Origin of the sequence: Nocardia sp. 2TAF39 (assembly GCF_052114905.1) — a bacterium.
GTDB lineage: Bacteria > Actinomycetota > Actinomycetes > Mycobacteriales > Mycobacteriaceae > Nocardia.
In genome coordinates, this window is sequence record NZ_JBFRFQ010000063.1 from 25,339 (window position 1) to 42,724 (window position 17,386).

The window sequence follows — 17,386 nt, forward strand, 5'->3', positions numbered from 1 at the left end:
CTCCAGGTGCTCAGAGCCGTCAGCGGGTGAAGCGCAGCAGCCCGGTTGTGTGGTCGGCGTCGACCAGGCGCAACCCGGCCGTGCGCGCCTCGGCGGCGAGGCGGTCGGCGTCGGTCGGCCAGACATGGTGTTCGGTGCGCACCTCTTGGACCAGTCGGTCGCCGTTGTAGGCGCGGTAGGTCATCTGCCAGACGAGGGACTCCGCGTCCACCGGGTCGGCCCGGCTCCAGCCCTCGTACCGCAGGTCCCCGGCCCTTGCGGTGGTGTAGCGCCGTTGCGCCGATGGTTCGACGCGCCCGGGACGCTGTACCTCGACCACGGCATCGGCGCCCGGTGCCAGCGCGTCCGCGATGGCCTTCCACACCCGGGGACGGGTAGCGGGATCGAAGTGCCCGATCACACCGAGGGCGACCACCGCCGCGCATCCCGTGGGCAGTCGGATATCGAGGAATCCGTGCGGCAGCACGGTGATTCGCTCGCGCAAATCCTTGCGGGCCGCCAGTCGCGACAGCAGCACCGCGCGCATCGCCGCGGCCGGCTCCACCGCCACGATCCGTGCGTCCGGCAACGCGTCGGCGACGAGCATTGTGGACAGTCCGGTGCCCGCCCCGATGTCGGCCACCAGTCCGGCGATGGTGTCCACCTCGGCCAGCAGTTTCGCCAGCACCGGTTCCACCGTGGCCACGTACGGTGTGGCCATGAGGTCGTAGAACTCCGCCGCGGCGGCGTAGTCGTCGGTCACGGCTGCTCCGAATCGTCCAGGCTCGCGAGCAGTTCCGACACCAGATGGGCGACCGTCAGGACCGCAGGCGGGCGCAGCATCGCGTAGTGGTGGGCCGCGACGGGCCGGGTATCGATGACGACGTCGGTGTGGGCCGCCCATCCGAGGTCCTCGAGATCGGAGCAGTCGTCGACTCCCATGCCGACACCGGAGTTGTGTGGCGACGGTAGGTCGGCGCGCACCAGGAGCATCTCGAGCCCGTCGCCGTCGAGATGACCGGTGTGGTGTGTGCCGAGAGCCCGCAGGTGACGCCGGAAGATATCTTCCCGGACCCGCTGGTCGGCCGAGTCGCCGCGCTCCAGGAGCCCCGCGGCGGCCAGTCGACGCCGGACCTCGGCTCGCTGCTGCTCGTCCGGATTCCGATCGAACTCGGCGCTGAGCGTGTCGGTTTCGAGGTCCAAATCGAGGAAAGCGGCGAGGGACCCGAGGTAGCGCGTCCAGAATCCGCGGCCGTCGACATGATGGATCCGGTCGGCGATGTTCGAGTCGAGCAGGATCAACGCCTCCACGGTGTCACCCGCCGCACGCAGCCGGCGTGCCACCTCGTGCGCGATGATGCCGCCCATCGACCAGCCGCCGATCCGGTAGGGGCCGACCGGCTGGTGAGCGCGCACCACGCCCTCGTACACCCGCGCCAGATCGGCGATCGTCTCCGGTCCCGGCGCCCCGGCCAACTCCGGGTCCAGTATTCCGACGATCGGTGCCCGGGTGTCGAGCGTGCGCGCCAGATCCACATAACAGAGCACGTCGCCACCCGTCGGATGGATCAGGAACAGCGGCCGTCCGACGCCGTCGCGAAGCGGCACCAGACAATCACCAGGGATTGACGGCTCCGCGGCTCCGTGCCGCGCGGCCGCCGCGACGGCAGCCAGCGTGGGATCGGCGAGGAATTCCCGTGGCGTCACCGCCAAGCCGAGCTCGCCGCGCAGGAGGTTGAGCATCCGGATCGCCAGTACCGAATCACCCCCGATGGTGAAGAAGTCGGTGCCGCGGTCGAGGCTACCGGGCACGTCCACCATCCGTTGCCACAGTTCGGCGATGGCGCGCTCGGTCTCGGTGGCGGGCGGGCCACCCACCACCGCGGGCGTCGATGCGGCGACGTTGTGCGCAGGTCGTTCGGCCTCGGGTACCTCGAGCGGCGCCGTCCACGTGCCCGGCCGGTCCACGAGCGCGGTGATCACGTCGCACACCTGCGCGAACAGACTGTCGAGCACGCCCGGAGGGAACAGTTCCGCGACCGCGTCCAGGTTCACCACCACCGAGTCGTCCCAGTCCCACTGGAACACCTGCATGTCCAAGGCCACCTGAGGCGTGCGTACACGCTGGTAGAAATCGCGAACGCCGACCGTGTCGGGAGTCCCGCCCGGCGGATTGAGCCCGAGGGTGCTGTGGAAGACAACCGGCGCCTGGGGTGCGGTGTCGCGCCTGCGCCGCGCCAGTTCCCGCAGCACCTCCACGCCGGTGACCTGTCCGTGGTCGAGCATGGTGACGATGGCCTCCTGCACCGTCCGGGCGGCGGCGAGGAACGTCGGCTGTGCGGGCAGGGCGATGTCGAGCAGCACGGTGCCCGCGTACGGGCCGATAGCGTGATCGAGATCGCGCGGAAGGTGCAGGCGGTTGAGGTAGAGCACATTCAGCAGGAATCGGCGGTGCCCGGCCAGCCGGGCCAGCGCCGCTGCCCAGCAGGTGGCGAACGCCGTGGTCGGGGTGATGCTGTACTCGGCGCAGTGGTCGCGCAGGATCGCCATCCGCTCGCCGGATACTCGGAATTCTCGTCGTTCCAGCGTGTCCGGACGCACCTGATCGAACGGCACCGCCAGCGGTAATGCGGGAGCGGGTGGAAGATCGTCGATGCGTTCCCACCACCAGTCGCGCTGTGCCTGCCACTCCGGTTCGCCACGCTGGCGGGAGATGGTTTCCACGTAGTCGCCGAAGTGCGCGGTGAGCGCGGGCAGCACCGTATTGGGCTCGTCGAGGTAGGTGAACAGCTCGGTGAACATCAGCTGCACCGACCACCCGTCGGCCACGAGCAGACTGCACACGATGTGCAAGCTCAGTTCGTCGCCCGGAAGCCGGACGGCGGTCACGGCGAACAGCCACGGATCCAGCCGCGGCCCGGTGCGCTGCACATCGGCGCGGATGGCGGCCAGTCGCCGGTCGATTTCACCGGCACTCGCCGTCCTCATGTCAAGGTGGATGATCGGCAGCGCGGCCAGGCGCGGGTCGTCGGCGGGCAGCACCTGCTGCGTGCCGTCCGGAAGGAAGACCGCCCGCAGCATGGGCTGGCGTTCGACCTGCCTGCGCACCGCCTCATCCAGAACGGTCGGATCGATCCCGGTGAGCCGGAAGTCGACATAGTTGTGCGCCGAGTCGTAGCTGAGAGCGTAGCCGTGCTGCTGCCCCACCCAATACGCCTGTTGCAGCGGGGTGAGCGGGAACGGCGCGGCCGGGTCGGCCTGCCGCGCCAGCTCGACAGCCGTCGCCGCGAGACCGGAACGGCGCTCGGCGATCAGCGCGATGAGATCGGCGAACGAGAGATCCCCGACCAGCTCCGCCACGGGCACCGCGACACCGAGTCGCGTGCGCACGATGGTGGCCATGCGCACCGCCAGAACCGAGTCGCCGCCCAGGCCGACAAAGGTCGAATCGGGCCGCAGCACCTCGGTTTCGACGTTCAGAACTTGCGCCCAGATCGCGGAGACGGCGGCGGCCACGTCCTCGTCCCGGTCTTCCCGTCGCGTACCGGCATCCGGTACGGTCCACGCCTGCGGATCAGCGGCGAGACGGCGCAGCCACTCCACATAGGAAGCGAACGCGGTGTCCGCAGCCACGGGATCGAGGACGGTCTCGAGGACGTCCCATTGCAGTTGCAGTCCCCCGGCATCCACGAACGCCTGATGGTCGAGCCACACCTGAGGTGTCTGGCTCACGCCGTGCACGATGCTGCCCGCCCACTCCAGATCCGGTGCGCCACCGAACAGTTGGGCCATATCGAGGGCGCTGGTGAACACCACCGGCAGCAGCCGGCGCTGCCCCGTGCGGGTGGACAGTTCGGCAAGCAGGTCCAGTGCCGAGTACTCCCGGTGATCGATGTCGTCGAAGAGCTGCCGCTGTGTGCGGACGACCCGCTTCACGAAGGCGCCGCCATCGGTCCGATCGACTTCGTGCGCCAGGAGCGTGGTGAAATCGCCCACCGCGCCGTCGATTCCGGGCAACGCCACCGGCCGGTCGACCAGAGTCAGCGACAGGGTGAACCGCTCGTCGCCGGACCAGGCGGCGAGCACGTCCGAATACGCGGTGAGCAGCACAGCGGACGGCGTGACGCCATGATCGGCGGCCAGCCGCCGCAGCCCCTGCCATTCCGCTGGTTCGAGACGGTCCGCACGGCGGCCGAACCATGGCTGAGTCTGGGTGCGGGTGATGGTCGGCAGAGCGGGTGCCCCGGGCAGGGCGTCCATCCGCCGCTGCCAGTAGTCGATCGCCCGCTTGCGGTCCGCGGACTCGGCGCGTGCCTCGGTATGTGCCACGTAATCGGCGAACCGGGACGGCAGCGGCGGCAGCACGGCCGCCGGGTCGGTGTAGAGCAGGCGCAGATCGCGGTCGAGGACGAGGAAACTGCCCGCATCGCAGATCAGCGCATCGATGCCGATGAACAGCCGCGTGGTGGTGTCGTCCAGTCGGGCGGCGCGCACATCGAACAGTGGCCAGCGGTCAGGGCGGTGCACCCGGTGCGACAGCCGCCGCCGCAGGTCCCCCAGCGTGTCCGCACGGGCCTGGCCGGTGGAGCCGGCGAGATCGTGGCGGCGGATCCGGTATTCCGGCACCTCGGTGAGGATCTGATTGCGCCCGTCCTCGGTGATGATCGCACGAAGCATCTCATGCCGCCGGATCGCACGGTTCCACGCCTGCTCGTAGCGATCCAGATCCAGCTTGTCGCAGTCGTATTCGAGATAGATGTGACACGCCACGTCACTCAGCCCGAAGGCGCCCGACCGTCCGACCCAGTACGCGTGCTGCACCCGGGTGAGCGGGAAGGTGGCGTCGGCGACCAGCACGTCCTCGCGTATCGGGCGTTCGACCTCCGTCGCGGGCAGCTCGGGTACAGCCGGCACCGCCGCGACCGATGATGCCGGGCGGCGACTTCGCAGCAGTGCCGCGAAGGCGCCCACGGTCGAGTGAGCGAGCAGCTCCCGCATGCGGATATCGGTGTGCTCGCCTTCGTTGAGGATGTCGAGCATCCGGGTCGCCAGCAGGGAGGTTCCGCCGAGCGAGAAGAAGTCCGCCTCAGTACCGGGGACCCGCTCCCCCAGCAGCTCCTCCCAGAGTGCGGCGATCTTGTTCTCTTCCGGACTCGCAAACGTGCGCGATCCGGCGGGTTCCGACACGGCGGTTGAGGCCGGTGCTCCCTTTCCACCCACCAGGTCAGGCGCCGGGAGTGACGACGCCGGTTGCGGCCTGCCGTTCCTCGTCTGCCGTTCCGGCCGCCGGTCCGACTCGGTTGCCTCCGGCCGACAGTTGGGCACCGCCGATCCACGAAGGGGCAATGCCGGTTCAAAGGTAGGCCACACAGGTTCGGGAGTGGGCATCAGCGATTCGCTGGCGGGCAACACCGATTCGCTGGCGGGCAACAGCGATTCGCGGGTCAACAACACCGCCCGTGTTTCGACGACCGCTGGAGCCGGCTGCGCGGATGGTGCGAGCGCCACCGCCGGCGCCTCGATCCGAACCTCTGGACCGAGCTGTGGGCGGCCACCGTCCTGCATGGAACGCGGCGCGGATCGGGTGCCCGGCGCGGCTGGTGCCGTTCCAGGGTCACTGGGCGGATCGATCCACACACTGCGGCGTTGGAAGGGGTAGGCAGGCAGGCGAATGCGGCGACGACGACGATGCAGAGCATCAACGTCCACAGCCGCGCCGGTACACCAGAGATGACCGACCGCGCTGAGCAGCGCGGCGCGATCCGGCGCCGTATCGCCGGTCCGTTCCTCGGCTTCGGCCAGCGTGCTCAGCGCGGCGGTCAAGTTTGCCGGCGCGTTGCATCGCGCGAGCGCGGCGAGGGCACTGCCCGGTCCGACCTGGACGAGGATCGTCGGAGCCGCGGCCGTCGCGGCCCGCACCGCGGTCGCGAACAGGACTGGTTCACGCAGATGCCGCACCCAGTGCTCGGCGTCGAAGGATCGGATCCGCCGGCCGGTGAGGGTGCTGTAGAGCGGCAGCGTGGCCGGAGTGGACGGCACGCTCTCGGCCGCGGTACGCAGCGGCGTGACCGCCGCGGCGACGGCAGGAGAATGCAGGGCAGCGTTGACCCGCAACCTGCTCGCGCGAATCGCGGCTCGACCGAGGGCGGCCGACAGCGTCTCGATGGCGTCGACCGGTCCCGACACCACGCAGGCGTCCGGGCCGTTGACGGCGGCGAGCGCGATCTCCGGGTAGCGGGTCAAAGCGGCGCGCACATCCTCCTCCCCGAGCTCGACCGCCAGCATCGCTCCCGGCGCGGTGTCCGCCAGTGCGACGGACCGCACCGCCACCAACCGGGCGGCATCGCGCAAGCTCAGCGCTCCCGCGACCACGGCGGCAGCGTATTCGCCCAAACTGTGGCCGATGACGGCGTCGGGCTCGATCCTGTAGTGGCGCAGGGTCGCCGCGGTGGCCACCGACACCGCGAACAGGGTGGGCTGTCCGTAGCGCACGTCGTCCACGTCCTGCGCAACGGCGCGGCCGCTCACGATCTCGCGTATGTCGTAGTTCAGCACCGGCTGCATCGCTTCGGCGCATTCATCGATTCGAGCGGCGAACATGGGCTCGTTACGGTAGAGCCCGGCGCCCATACCCGAATACTGTGCACCGGCGCCGGGAAACGCGAAAACGATGTCCGGTCGCCTGGACGGCACCTGGCCGGCGGCAACGGGCCGCGAACCCGGATCCGCGTCCGACAGCAGCGCCGCGGCACGCCACCCGGACTCCGTATGCGGCCCGCGCGAAACGGTGTAGGCGTAATCGGCTCTGGTTTCCGCGGTCACACCGGCATCGGCCTGCGCGATCTGATCCCGGCATCCGGCTTCCGTGACCGCCGAGACCAACAGCAGCTGCGCGCGCGGGTCGGGGTCGCTCGAACCGCCCCGCACGGGAGTTTGTTCGAGCACCGCGTGGCAATTGGCGCCGCCGATACCGAAGGAACTCACCCCTGCGATCCGGGTTCCCTCGCGCTCCGCCCAGTCCCGGGTGTGCTCGACGACTTCGAACAACCGTCGATGGCGTTCCAGATCCGGATGGGCGGGACTGGCGTGCAGCGTCGCCGGAATGCGCCGATGCGACAGGGCGAGAGCGGTTTTGATCACTGACGCAATGCCTGCCGCGCTGTTGGTGTGACCGATATTGCTCTTCACCGACCCCAGCGCGATCGGCTGCGCCGCCGTTCGGTCGGCGAACACCGCGGCCAGCGCCGCCAGTTCGATTTGATCACCCAGTGGTGTCGCCGTGCCGTGCGACTCGATCAGGTCCACCGCGTCGATGCCGACATCGGCGACCGCGAGCGCCTCGGCGATCGCCCGCGCCTGCCCGGCCGCCGACGGAGCGGCGAAACCGGCCTTGCCGCCACCGTCGTGGTTCACCGCGCTGCCGCGCACCACCGCGTAGATCGGGTCGCCGTCGGCGAGCGCGTCCGCGAGTCGCCGCAGCACCACCACGCCCACGCCCTGACTGTGCACCATGCCGGTGGCGTCCGCTCCGAACGCTCGGGTATGACCGTCCGCGGAGAAGATCGCATCGGGCACGTGCAGGTAGCCGCGTCCCTGGGGGACGATCAACGACGCACCCCCGGCGAGGGCGGCATCGCATTCCTCCGACAACAACGCCTGCACGGCGGTGTGTACCGCGACCAGCGAGGTCGCGCAGGTGGCCTGCACCGCGACAGCGGGTCCGGTGAGGTCGAGCCGGTAGGCGATCTGCTGGGGGAAATAGTCGGTGAGCGTGCCCATCTCCGCTTGCAGCCGACCGATCGGATCCCGTTCGGCATCGGCGCGGTAGGCGCCGAGATTGTGCTCCAGATAGTCACTGCTCGAGGCGCCGGTGAAAACACCGACCGCGTCGAGGCCTGCCCCACCTCGGTATCCCGCGTCGCCCAGAGCGTCCCATGCGCATTCCAGCAGCAGCCGCAGCTGTGGGTCCATCAGTTCGGCATCGCGCGCCACGATGCCGAAGTGTTCCGGCTCGAAGCGGTCCTGCCCCTCGATCACCGCGCCGACGGGCACGTAATTGCGGTGCGCGCGCAGTTCGGCGGACACGCCGCGCGCGGCGAGCTCCGCGTCGTCGAACCGGGTCAGACCTTCCCGCCCCGAGGCGATCAGGTCCCAGTAGGCGGCCAGGTCGGGCGCGCCCGGAAACCGGCAGGCCATCCCGATGATGGCGACGGCGTTGTCGTCGTTCACGATTCGATCTCCACTTCCGAGTCCACAGTCAGTTGTCCGCGCATCATCGCCAGCACCGGGCACGAATCCTCGACGAGCCGATGCAACTCCCGATACCGGGCCGGTTCGTCCGGGCCGCCGACCCGGGCACGGACGCTGATGCGCCCCGGCGGTGCGGGCTCGGTAAGCCCGAACACGGGACCGAGATCCACATCGGCGGTGACGTCCACCGACAGCGAACGAATCTCGATACCCAGCCGTGCCGCGTGAAACCGGTAGGTGACCGCCTGACAGGCGCCCAGCGCGGCCAACGCCATTCCGATCGGGTCGGGACCGGCGTCACCGCCCCCTGCTGCCATGGGTTCGTCGACCACGACGCTGTGCCGTCCGATGCGCACCGACATTTCGGTGGGGGTGCCGGAGCGGTGGGCGGTGTGGACGGTGAATCGCTGTCTGCGGTCGGCCGCCCGGCTTGCGGCGGTACGCAGCCGGAACACGGTGTCAGCGAACGACATCCGCGAGCCTCGCTTTCGATCGGTGAGCGCGGCGGCGGCCGCGCGCTGCGGCGTGGGTGAGATCGATCGGCACGGCATCGGCTTCGCGCGTCGACCCACCCGGCGCGACACGCTCGGCGATCCAGTCCGCCAGTCGCCGGACGGTGCCGAGCCGGAAGATGTCCGGCACCGTGAGCGCCGGGGTGAGATGCCGCAGCCTGCGATGGGCGCGAACCAATGTCAGCGAAGTCGCGCCGAGATCGTGGAAGGGGGTGGTTGCCGCGACTTCGGGGCCGAGCAGATCGGTGAAGACCTCCGCGATCACCGCCTCCACCCGCGCGCGGGCGACCGTGGCCGTCGTGACCGCGGGGGTGAGCACGAGCTCGGCCGCATCGCCATAGCTGACCTCGGCGACGAGCCCGCCCGCCGTGGCGGCGGCATGCAGTCGGCCGACCCACTCGCCAGCGGCGGTCGCGGCGGCATGGTCGACGGATTGCGCGCGCAACGTGAGCGTCAATCCGAGCGCCTCGGCCTGTCGTGCTGCGTGCAGCAGCCAGTCGTCGGCCGGGGTCCACGCCTGCTCACCTGCCGCACCCGGTGCGCCCGCGAGATCGCCGGATGCCGCTGTCATAGGCCCGTCGTCGTCTGTCACTACGGCGGGCTGCGTGAGATCGATTGCCGCAAGCGTCTTTTCGGGCTTCGGATGAACTGCGGTCCCGCCGTCTGCACGACCGTCCTCGGCCGAGGCGTGAGACGCCGCGGCCGCGAAGCCGGGACGGAACGGGTTGGGCAGCCGGGAATGGTCGACCTTGCCGTTGGACGTCAACGGCAAGGCGTCCAGTCGCACCCACCGGGTCGGCACCATGTAGTGCGGCAGGTGGCGCGCCGCGTGGTCGGCGAGATCCGTTGTCTCCGAGGGTGTATCACCGGTCACCAGGTAGGCCACGAGCTGCGGGCGGTCATCCGCCCCCGGCACGGCCGCCGCCACACAACGGCGTACGCCCGGATGGCGGGCGAGCACGGCTTCGATCTCACCCAGTTCAATGCGGTGGCCGCGCACCTTGACCTGCCGGTCGACACGACCGAGGAACTCGATCGCCCCGTCGGGACGCCATTTGCCCAGGTCGCCGGTTCGATACAGCCGCTGCCCCAGCCGATCGTGCCAGATGAAACGGCGCGCGGTCTGCTCGTCGTCGTCGACATACCCGCGCGCCAGACCGGCGCCTCCGATGTGCAGCTCACCAGGGACACCGACCGGACAGGGCAGGCCTTCGTCGTCGAGCACGAGAAACGACTGGCCGCGCAGCGCCGTGCCGTACGGGATGCTGGTCCATTCGGGCCGCACCGTCCGGATCGGATAGCAGATCGACCAGATAGCGGCCTCGGTCGCCCCACCCAGACTGATCACCCGCACGTGCTCGCCGATCACCGCACGCAGCCGATCCGGCAGCGACAGCGGGATCCAGTCACCGGACAACAGCAACACCCGCAGCGAGCGCAGCCGACCCGCAGCCGCCGGATCGGCCTCGGCGTATTCGACCAGCATCTCGGCGAGCGCGGGCGCGGTGTTCCACACCGTGACCTGATGCGCCGCGACGAGCTCGCACCAGTGCCCAGGATCGCGCAACCCCTCGGCATCCGGCAGGACCAGCGCGCCGCCCGCGCCGAGCACGCCAAAGATGTCGTACACGGACAGATCGAAACTCAGCGCCGAGAGTGCGAGCACCCGGTCGCTCGGGCCCACGCCGAAGCGGTCGTTGATCTCGTCGATGGTGCTGCGCGCGGCGCGATGTTCGACCGCGACGCCCTTCGGCTCACCGGTCGATCCGGACGTGAAGATGATGTAGGCCAAGGCGTCGTCCCCAGCGGCGAGCGGCTGGTCCACGGTGACCGCCCCAGACGCCGCGTCGAGCGGATGCGCGGTGACGTTCTCCGGCAACTCGACGCCGGATACGGCCACGGCATGCGCAATCCCGGCACGGCGACAGACCGAGGTGATCCGCGACGCGGGCCAATCGGGCTCGACGGGCACGAATGTCGCCCCTGCCCAGAGGACTCCGTACACGGCGACGATCTGTGCCGCCGACTTGGGGGCCAAGACCGCCACCCGGTCCTGTGGCCGGACCCCGGCCCCGATCAGCCGCCCGGCGAGCGCACGCGCCCGCGCGGAGACCTCGCCGTGCGTGAGCCTTCCCGTGCTGGACAGCACCGCGGCTGCCTCGGGCCGCGCCGCCGACTGGTCGCGCTGCGAATCGGTGAGCATCCCGGTGCCGAGTCCGGGCGGGAGCGGGCGCACCGACTCGAAATGCGGGTTCCAGCCCAAATCGATGTTCTCCCAAGCATCGTCGTCCCCGGCGAGCCAACGCAGCAGACGGGCGTGCGCGGTGAGCATCTGGGCCACGAAGTCGGTCGGGAAGACCTCCTCGACGGCGTCCCATGCCAGTCGCAGTCCACCCGCTTCGTCCCAGACGATGTGGTCGAGGGTCACCTGCGGGGTCTGCGAGACGCCGAAGATCTCATCGCCCAGCCAGCCCGCGGCCGGGCCGTCGGACTGGCCCAATCCCACGCCGCTGGTGAAGACCACGGGATAGCGCGGAGCGAGGTCGGGCGCCTGCTCGCGCTGTACCTCGACACCGCTGTAGGAACGGTGTTCCAGATCGGCCCAGAAACGTTCGTTGACGCGGCGGGCGAAATCGGTGAAGCCCTGCCAGGAACCCAGGTCGAGCGACGGCATCTCGACCAACGCGGTAGTGCTGAAATCACCGACCACATCTTCGATGTCCGCGCCGTTGTCGGGCCGGTCGAACAGGGTGGCGTTGAGGCAGAACGCGTCGGTGGCTCCCCAGCGCGACAGGGTGAGGCCGAAGGCCGCGAGCAGCACTGCGGTAGGGCTCAGGCCGCGCCGTGCCGCATGCGTGGTGAGAGCCGACCAATGTGCCGGACTCAATCGTTGCTCATGGCGGCGAAAACGGGCGGTGCGAACGCTTTCCGGAGCGACGGCGTAGGGCAACCGAGGGCCGGGCGGCAGCACGGTCAGTCGCTCCTGCCAATACGCCTCGTCCCGCTCTCGTCTCGCCGTTTCGGCCATCCGGCGGGCGCGCAGTACCTGGAGGAACGACGTCGACGGTGTGGGTAGCACGGCGCCGGGATCGGCGACGAACGATCCCCACTCCTGCATGAGCTGAATCCAGCTCGCCATGTCCAGCATCATGATGTCGAAACCGACGAACAGCCGCATCGCACCGGATGGCAGCAGCGCGGCGTGGATGTCGAACAATGGTCCGGTCGTGGTGTCGCACACCTGATGCGACTTCTCCTGCCGTAGGCGCGCCAGTTCCGCGGAGGCGTCGCTTCCGGGATCCCGCAGATCGGTGATCCCGATGCGGTACGGATGTCCGACCGGTCGCACCCGCTGGCGACCCTCGTCGGTGACGACGGCCCGCAGCATGTCATGACGTGCGACGACCTTGTTCCAGGCCGCTTCGAGCAGGCCGACCTCGGCTCGCCCGTCCACCGCCGCGAACCGCTCCGGATCGCGGTCGAACTCGAAGTAGTAGAAAGTGGCCACCCCGCCGAGTGGCATTCCCTCCTCACGGCCGACCCAGTAGGACGCCTGGATCGCAGTGAGCTCCTCCTCGGCAACGACGTCGGGCAGCGTGGCGGTGCGCAACGGCACAGCATCGTCAACTTGCGGGTGATTCGTTGTCTCGCTGCGCTTTTCGACTTCGGCGGCCAGTGATTCGAGAGTGGCTCCGACGAAAGAGGCGAGTGGGACGCGGACGCCTGTACGTTCGGCCAGACGCAGATGTAGACGGGCGGCGAGGAAAGAATCCAATCCGAGTTCCTGCAACGGACGCTGCGTGTCGATCTCGCTTGCGTCGATTCCGAGAACCGTTGCGGCGCAACGGCGAACTTCATTCACGGTTGTCGGCATCTCCAGCCCTTGCTCGGGTAACTCAACCCGCCTACACTAACCGAAAATGACATTCCTTTTCAATAACGCGTTGGACCACTATCGCCTGCTCGGCCGGTCGGGACTGCGTGTGTCACCGATGGCTTTGGGCACCTTGACCTTCGGGTCCGCTTGGGGTTGGGGGGCGGACAAACAGGAGGCGCGGCGGATCTTCGAGGCATATGTCACACGGGGCGGCAACTTCCTCGACACCGCGGGCAACTACACCAACGGCACCGCCGAGGAATGGCTCGGTGAGTTCGCCGCGGCCGACCGGGACGCCCTCGTCCTGGCGACCAAATACACCGCGCTACGACGACTCACCGACCCGAACTCCGGCGGCAACCACCGCAAGAACCTGACCGCCTCGGTCGAGGCCAGTCTGGGCCGCCTGAACACCGACTATCTCGATCTGCTCTACCTGCACCTGTGGGACGACCTGACACCGGTCGAGGAGATCCTGCGCGGCCTCGACGATCTGGTGCGCGCAGGCAAAGTACTGTACGTCGGCATCTCGAACACCCCCGCCTGGCAGATCGCACGCATGCAGACCATCGCCGACCTGCGCGGCTGGACGCCGCTGATCGCGGTCCAACTCGAGTACAACCTGGCCGAGCGCACCGCCGAGCACGACATGCTGCCGATGGCACGGGAACTCGGTCTCGGCGTCGTCGCCTGGTCACCGCTGGCAGGCGGCGTCCTCACCGGCAAGTACACCCGGGCCGATCTGCCGTCGCACGCGCGCAAGCCGACGGTGGGCACCTCCCGCAAGGACCTGATCCTCGCCGGTGACGGGCTCACCGAACGGTCCTTGACCGTAGCCGATTCCGTGCGCCGGGTCGCCGAGGAGCTCGGTCGTTCCCCGGCGCAGATAGCCCTCGCCTGGACGCTGCGCCGTCCCGATATCACCGCGCCCGTTCTCGGAGCACGCACCCTCGCGCAGCTCGAGGACAATCTCGGCGCGCTGACCGTGCACTTCGAGGACCACCATCTCGACTACCTGCGGCAAGCATCCGCCATCAGTCCGGTATATCCACACAACGTCCTCGCAAGCCCCATGGCGCGCCGCAGCGTTTTCGGAGATATGCGCATCGACCCGCACCCCCGATCCTGACACCGATCACCGACACCGACCGAGGAAACAGTCTTGGCACTCTTCGACCTCTTCACCGACCACCTGCTGCGCCGACCCCGAGGACGGCTGGCCCGGATGATGTGGCGGGACATGAAGTCCCACCACGAGATATTCCGCGACACCCTGGCGGCGCTGAACCTCACATCCGATGATCATTTGCTCGAAATCGGCTGCGGCGGCGGCACGTTCGCAGCACAAGCGCTCGCGCTCGGTTGCCGGATCACCGCGGTGGATCACAGCGCCGACATGGTGGCGCTGACGAAGTCGACCAACGCGGACGCCGTGCGCGGCGGCCGGCTCGAGGTCATCGAGGCGGCTGCCGAATCGTTACCCCTGCCGGACCGGCATTTCACCTGCGCGACCGCGATGAACGTGCTGTTCTTCGTCTCTGTTCCAGCCCTGCTCGCCGAACTGCATCGTGTGCTCGCGCCGGGCGGACGTCTCGTCCTGCACACCGTCGCACCCGAGCCGCCCCGCTCTCTCATGCCCCCACCTGTGGCTAAACGCGTTCGCCTCCACTCTGATGCCGAGCTCGTCTCCATGCTCGAGACGGCAGACTTCCATCAGCCGTGCGTCGAGCGAGTCGGCGACGCCTTCCAACTCATCACGGCATCACGGCTGAACTGAAAAACGCTTCGGCAGGTGTCGACAACTGAACATCCAATTCCTGAAGAGTGTTGACTTACGTACTGGGAGGCGGCTCACAGCTGTATGGAGCGATGTCGGCAGCCTCGTGGCGTCCGGGTTCGATCAGTCTGGTTTGCAGCGCCAGAAAATTCGTGTCCGAGCGGGTAGTGCTCAAATGCTCGTAGTGCGTCCATAGCTGCCTCAGCCGCATTGTGGCGTTCCCATGGTTCGCCGCGGTCTTGGGGCCTGGTCAGCTCCCGTCGTAGGCAACCTGCACTCGTATGGTGCCCTTGGCTGTGTGCAGGAAGGCGTCGCCTTGTCCGGCCAGAGCTTCGGCTCCGGTCTCGTCCAGAATGATGCGGCTGTCGGTCGCGGTCTTGACCCGCAGGGCGAGTTGGGCGGGGAAGTTGGAGCGGATAGTCGTCGAGATAACGTCCGCGCTCGGGCGCTGCGTGGCTGCGATGACATGGATGCCCGCAGCGCGGGCCTTCTGCGTCAGGCGCTCGAGCAGCGCTTCGATTTGCTTCTTCTCTTCGGGATCGCTGGTGAGGTCGGCGTACTCGTCCAGGACGATGACGATCCAGGGCTTTCGGTCTACTTTGTCGACCTTGGCGTTGTACTCGACGAGCTTGCGTGTGCGGATCGCCTTCATGTCCTTGTAGCGCACAGCCATCTCTTCGACGGTTTCCTCGAGAATCTCGATGGCGTCGGCGGCGTCCATGCCGATCATGCCATCAAGGTGAGGGTCGTCCTCGAAGTCGACAAGCTCGGTGCCCTTGGGATCGACGAGGCGGAGTCGCAGGGTGTTCTTGTCGTACCGGACCAAGCCCTCGAGGATCGTGTCCAGGGCGACGGACTTTCCTGATCCGGTAGTGCCGGCCACCAGCAAGTGCCGTGAGTCTGCGAAGGACAGGTCGATGGTGACCGGGTTGCCTTCGATGTCGGCGCCCAGCGGGGCGATGAGGCTCTCGGGATCGGCCGGGCACCGCTGCCACAGCGCTTTGGCGTCGACCCCGTACTTCTCGTCGTCGATCTTGGGGATCTCGAAGAGCACGGAGCCGCGGTCGCTGCGGGTGCGAATGCTGAACCCGGAGGGCAGGGCCAGGGCCAGGGCCAGGAAGATCTCGTCGCGTCGGTTGGTCAGCTTGTCCACGGTGACCGCAGGATTGGGGATAAACCGGAAGATGTAGAAGTCGGGTCCTTCCTGCCACTTGCCCGCCGCACCCCAATGGCTGACACAACAACGCTACGCCCGTGACGTCCTGTCGGCCGTCGTCATCAAGCGGCGGACACTGACCGAGGACATGCGCGAGTTGGCTTACTTCGTCAAGCTCGAATACTGAATGGGGTGTAGTCCTCGCAACGAAATGCTTGGGCTGCTGACGGAAGCTCGTGCCGACGGGGCAAACCGTATCCGGACGGATACCTCCGTGCCGCAGCCAGGTTGGGCGTCGAGCCAGCTGGGTGCGTGGTGGTGGAGGACGCCCCGGCCGGGATCGCGGCGGCGCGAGCGGCCGGCATGCGCGTCATCGGCGTCACCACGACGGTCGGGCGCGAGCGACTGGAATGTGAGTGGTGCGTCGATGATCTCACGGCCTTGACCGTGGAGGCGTCCGGTGCCCCGCCCGGATGCGGACCACCTTGAAACCGAACGGACTGTCTGACTCGTGCAACCATCGTTCCTGACCCCACCGTTTGACGACGTTCTTGACACCAGGGAACGTGAGCATCCTGATCCCCGGTGCCACGACCTGCGGTGTCGCGGCCTCATGCGGAACGTCCTCGGGAATCGGTTCCGCGATTCCCGGCGCCCGGTCGATCGGATCGGCACCCGTGCCAGTTCCTGTTACCTGCGAGGTTTTTTCCACGCTGCCAAACCTGCCCATCCGGTATCAACGTCATGAGCCCGTGAGAATTCTCAGATGCGTATGACGTGTAAACTACGGACATTTCGGTCCGCCTCATTCCGCTACAGCATCTCAGATCCGGGAAGGGTCCGCTACCTTTATGGCCTTATGGGGCCGGAAAATTGAGGATTGGCCGTGAATTGACCACCGCCCAACCCCCGGCCCTGGTCACCACTACGGTGGTTGGCATGGTTCCCGCGATTGTGCTCGACGGCGTCCGGATGCTCAGCCTCGGGTCGGGCGTGTAACAAGATCCCGGACGAGGTCATCGAGCGAGTGGCGCACACGGCGCTCGAGGCGGGCTACCGCAGCGTGGACACGGCGATGTTCTACCACAACGAGCGTGGTGTCGGCGCCGCGGTCCGGACGAGCGGTCTGCCGCGGGAGGAGCTGTTCGTCACGACCAAGTTGTGGAACACCGACCGCGGCCATGAGCGGGCGTTCGACTCGAGCCTTGTCGCACTGGGCCTGGATTATGTTGATCTGTATCTGATCCATTGGCCGGTGCCAGGCAAGGACAAGTATGTCGAAACCTGGCGTGCCCTGGAGAAGATCCTCGCCGAAGGCCGCATGCGGGCTATCGGGGTGTCGAACTTCGAGGTGTCGCATCTGCGGCGGCTGATCGATGAGACAGAGGGACGGTCGACCAGATCGAGCTAAAGTGCGCAAATCTCGACCAGACAACCGGCAAAAGCCCAGATCAACAACCCGCCGCAAAGAGCCGCGCCGAAACGTGTCCGAAGTCAGGTCTCGCCAGGAGGAACCGGCATGATCAAGCAACGGCTGGCTTGTATCGGTTCCGGTCGAAATCCATTGCATGTAGCAAGACTCGCTGAATCAGCGTTCTGTTCGAAAGAGAGGAATCTTCATGTCCGACAAGGCCCACAAGGACAAGGTGCTGGTATTGACTGGTCGCCGGAGCTGTCCACCTTCGTATTGTCAGCACGCCTCCACGGTCAAGGCCGTGAGATCATCGACGCACCACTCACATTCCAGTCGCTCGCGCCCGACCGTCGTGGTGACGCCGATGACGCGCATGCCGGCCGCTCGCGCCGCCGCGATCCCGGCCGGGGCGTCCTCCACC

General features: G+C 67.9%; 8 protein-coding genes and 1 pseudogene. 4 read left to right on the forward strand and 5 right to left on the reverse strand.

Going from position 1 to position 17,386, the window contains the following annotated elements; all coding sequences use genetic code 11:
- Positions 1-19: 19 nt before the first annotated feature.
- The 4 genes from AB4Z47_RS27880 to AB4Z47_RS27895 are packed head-to-tail and all read right to left on the reverse strand — an operon-like array spanning position 20 to position 12,615.
- The gene (locus AB4Z47_RS27880; RefSeq protein WP_441955195.1) at positions 20-742 is read right to left on the reverse strand and encodes a class I SAM-dependent methyltransferase; all 723 of its coding nucleotides are present in this window, start codon (positions 740-742) and stop codon (positions 20-22) included.
- The gene (locus tag AB4Z47_RS27885) at positions 739-8,208 is read right to left on the reverse strand and encodes a beta-ketoacyl synthase N-terminal-like domain-containing protein (protein ID WP_441955197.1); all 7,470 of its coding nucleotides are present in this window, start codon (positions 8,206-8,208) and stop codon (positions 739-741) included. The genes AB4Z47_RS27880 and AB4Z47_RS27885 overlap by 4 nt, the downstream gene beginning before the upstream one ends.
- Positions 8,205-8,702, reverse strand: a complete 498-nt coding sequence (locus AB4Z47_RS27890) for an OsmC family protein (protein ID WP_441955199.1) — start codon at positions 8,700-8,702, stop codon at positions 8,205-8,207. Before AB4Z47_RS27890 ends, AB4Z47_RS27885 begins: the two co-directional genes overlap by 4 nt.
- On the reverse strand, positions 8,689-12,615 hold the full coding sequence (locus tag AB4Z47_RS27895; protein ID WP_441955201.1) for a non-ribosomal peptide synthetase: 3,927 nt from the start codon (positions 12,613-12,615) through the stop codon (positions 8,689-8,691). Before AB4Z47_RS27895 ends, AB4Z47_RS27890 begins: the two co-directional genes overlap by 14 nt.
- Positions 12,616-12,661: 46 nt before the next feature.
- Here AB4Z47_RS27895 and AB4Z47_RS27900 point away from each other — a divergent pair, with 46 nt between their 5' ends.
- Both AB4Z47_RS27900 and AB4Z47_RS27905 read left to right on the forward strand, forming a co-directional pair.
- Positions 12,662-13,747, forward strand: a complete 1,086-nt coding sequence (locus AB4Z47_RS27900; protein WP_441955203.1) for an aldo/keto reductase — start codon at positions 12,662-12,664, stop codon at positions 13,745-13,747.
- A 33-nt stretch (positions 13,748-13,780) separates the two neighbouring features.
- Complete coding sequence (locus tag AB4Z47_RS27905; protein ID WP_441955205.1) at positions 13,781-14,395, forward strand: class I SAM-dependent methyltransferase; 615 nt, start codon at positions 13,781-13,783, stop codon at positions 14,393-14,395.
- A gap of 250 nt (positions 14,396-14,645) precedes the next feature.
- Here AB4Z47_RS27905 and AB4Z47_RS27910 read toward each other — a convergent pair whose 3' ends face one another.
- Entirely contained in the window at positions 14,646-15,548 is a 903-nt protein-coding gene (locus tag AB4Z47_RS27910; protein WP_441955207.1) for an FtsK/SpoIIIE domain-containing protein, read from the reverse strand.
- Between the two features lie 243 nt (positions 15,549-15,791).
- Here AB4Z47_RS27910 and AB4Z47_RS27915 point away from each other — a divergent pair.
- Together AB4Z47_RS27915 and AB4Z47_RS27920 are read left to right on the forward strand one after the other, a co-directional pair.
- Positions 15,792-16,040 (forward strand): annotated as a pseudogene (locus AB4Z47_RS27915) (HAD-IA family hydrolase); the annotation flags it as partial.
- A 538-nt stretch (positions 16,041-16,578) separates the two neighbouring features.
- Complete coding sequence (locus AB4Z47_RS27920; RefSeq protein ID WP_441955209.1) at positions 16,579-16,962, forward strand: aldo/keto reductase; 384 nt, start codon at positions 16,579-16,581, stop codon at positions 16,960-16,962.
- Positions 16,963-17,386 lie beyond the last annotated feature (424 nt).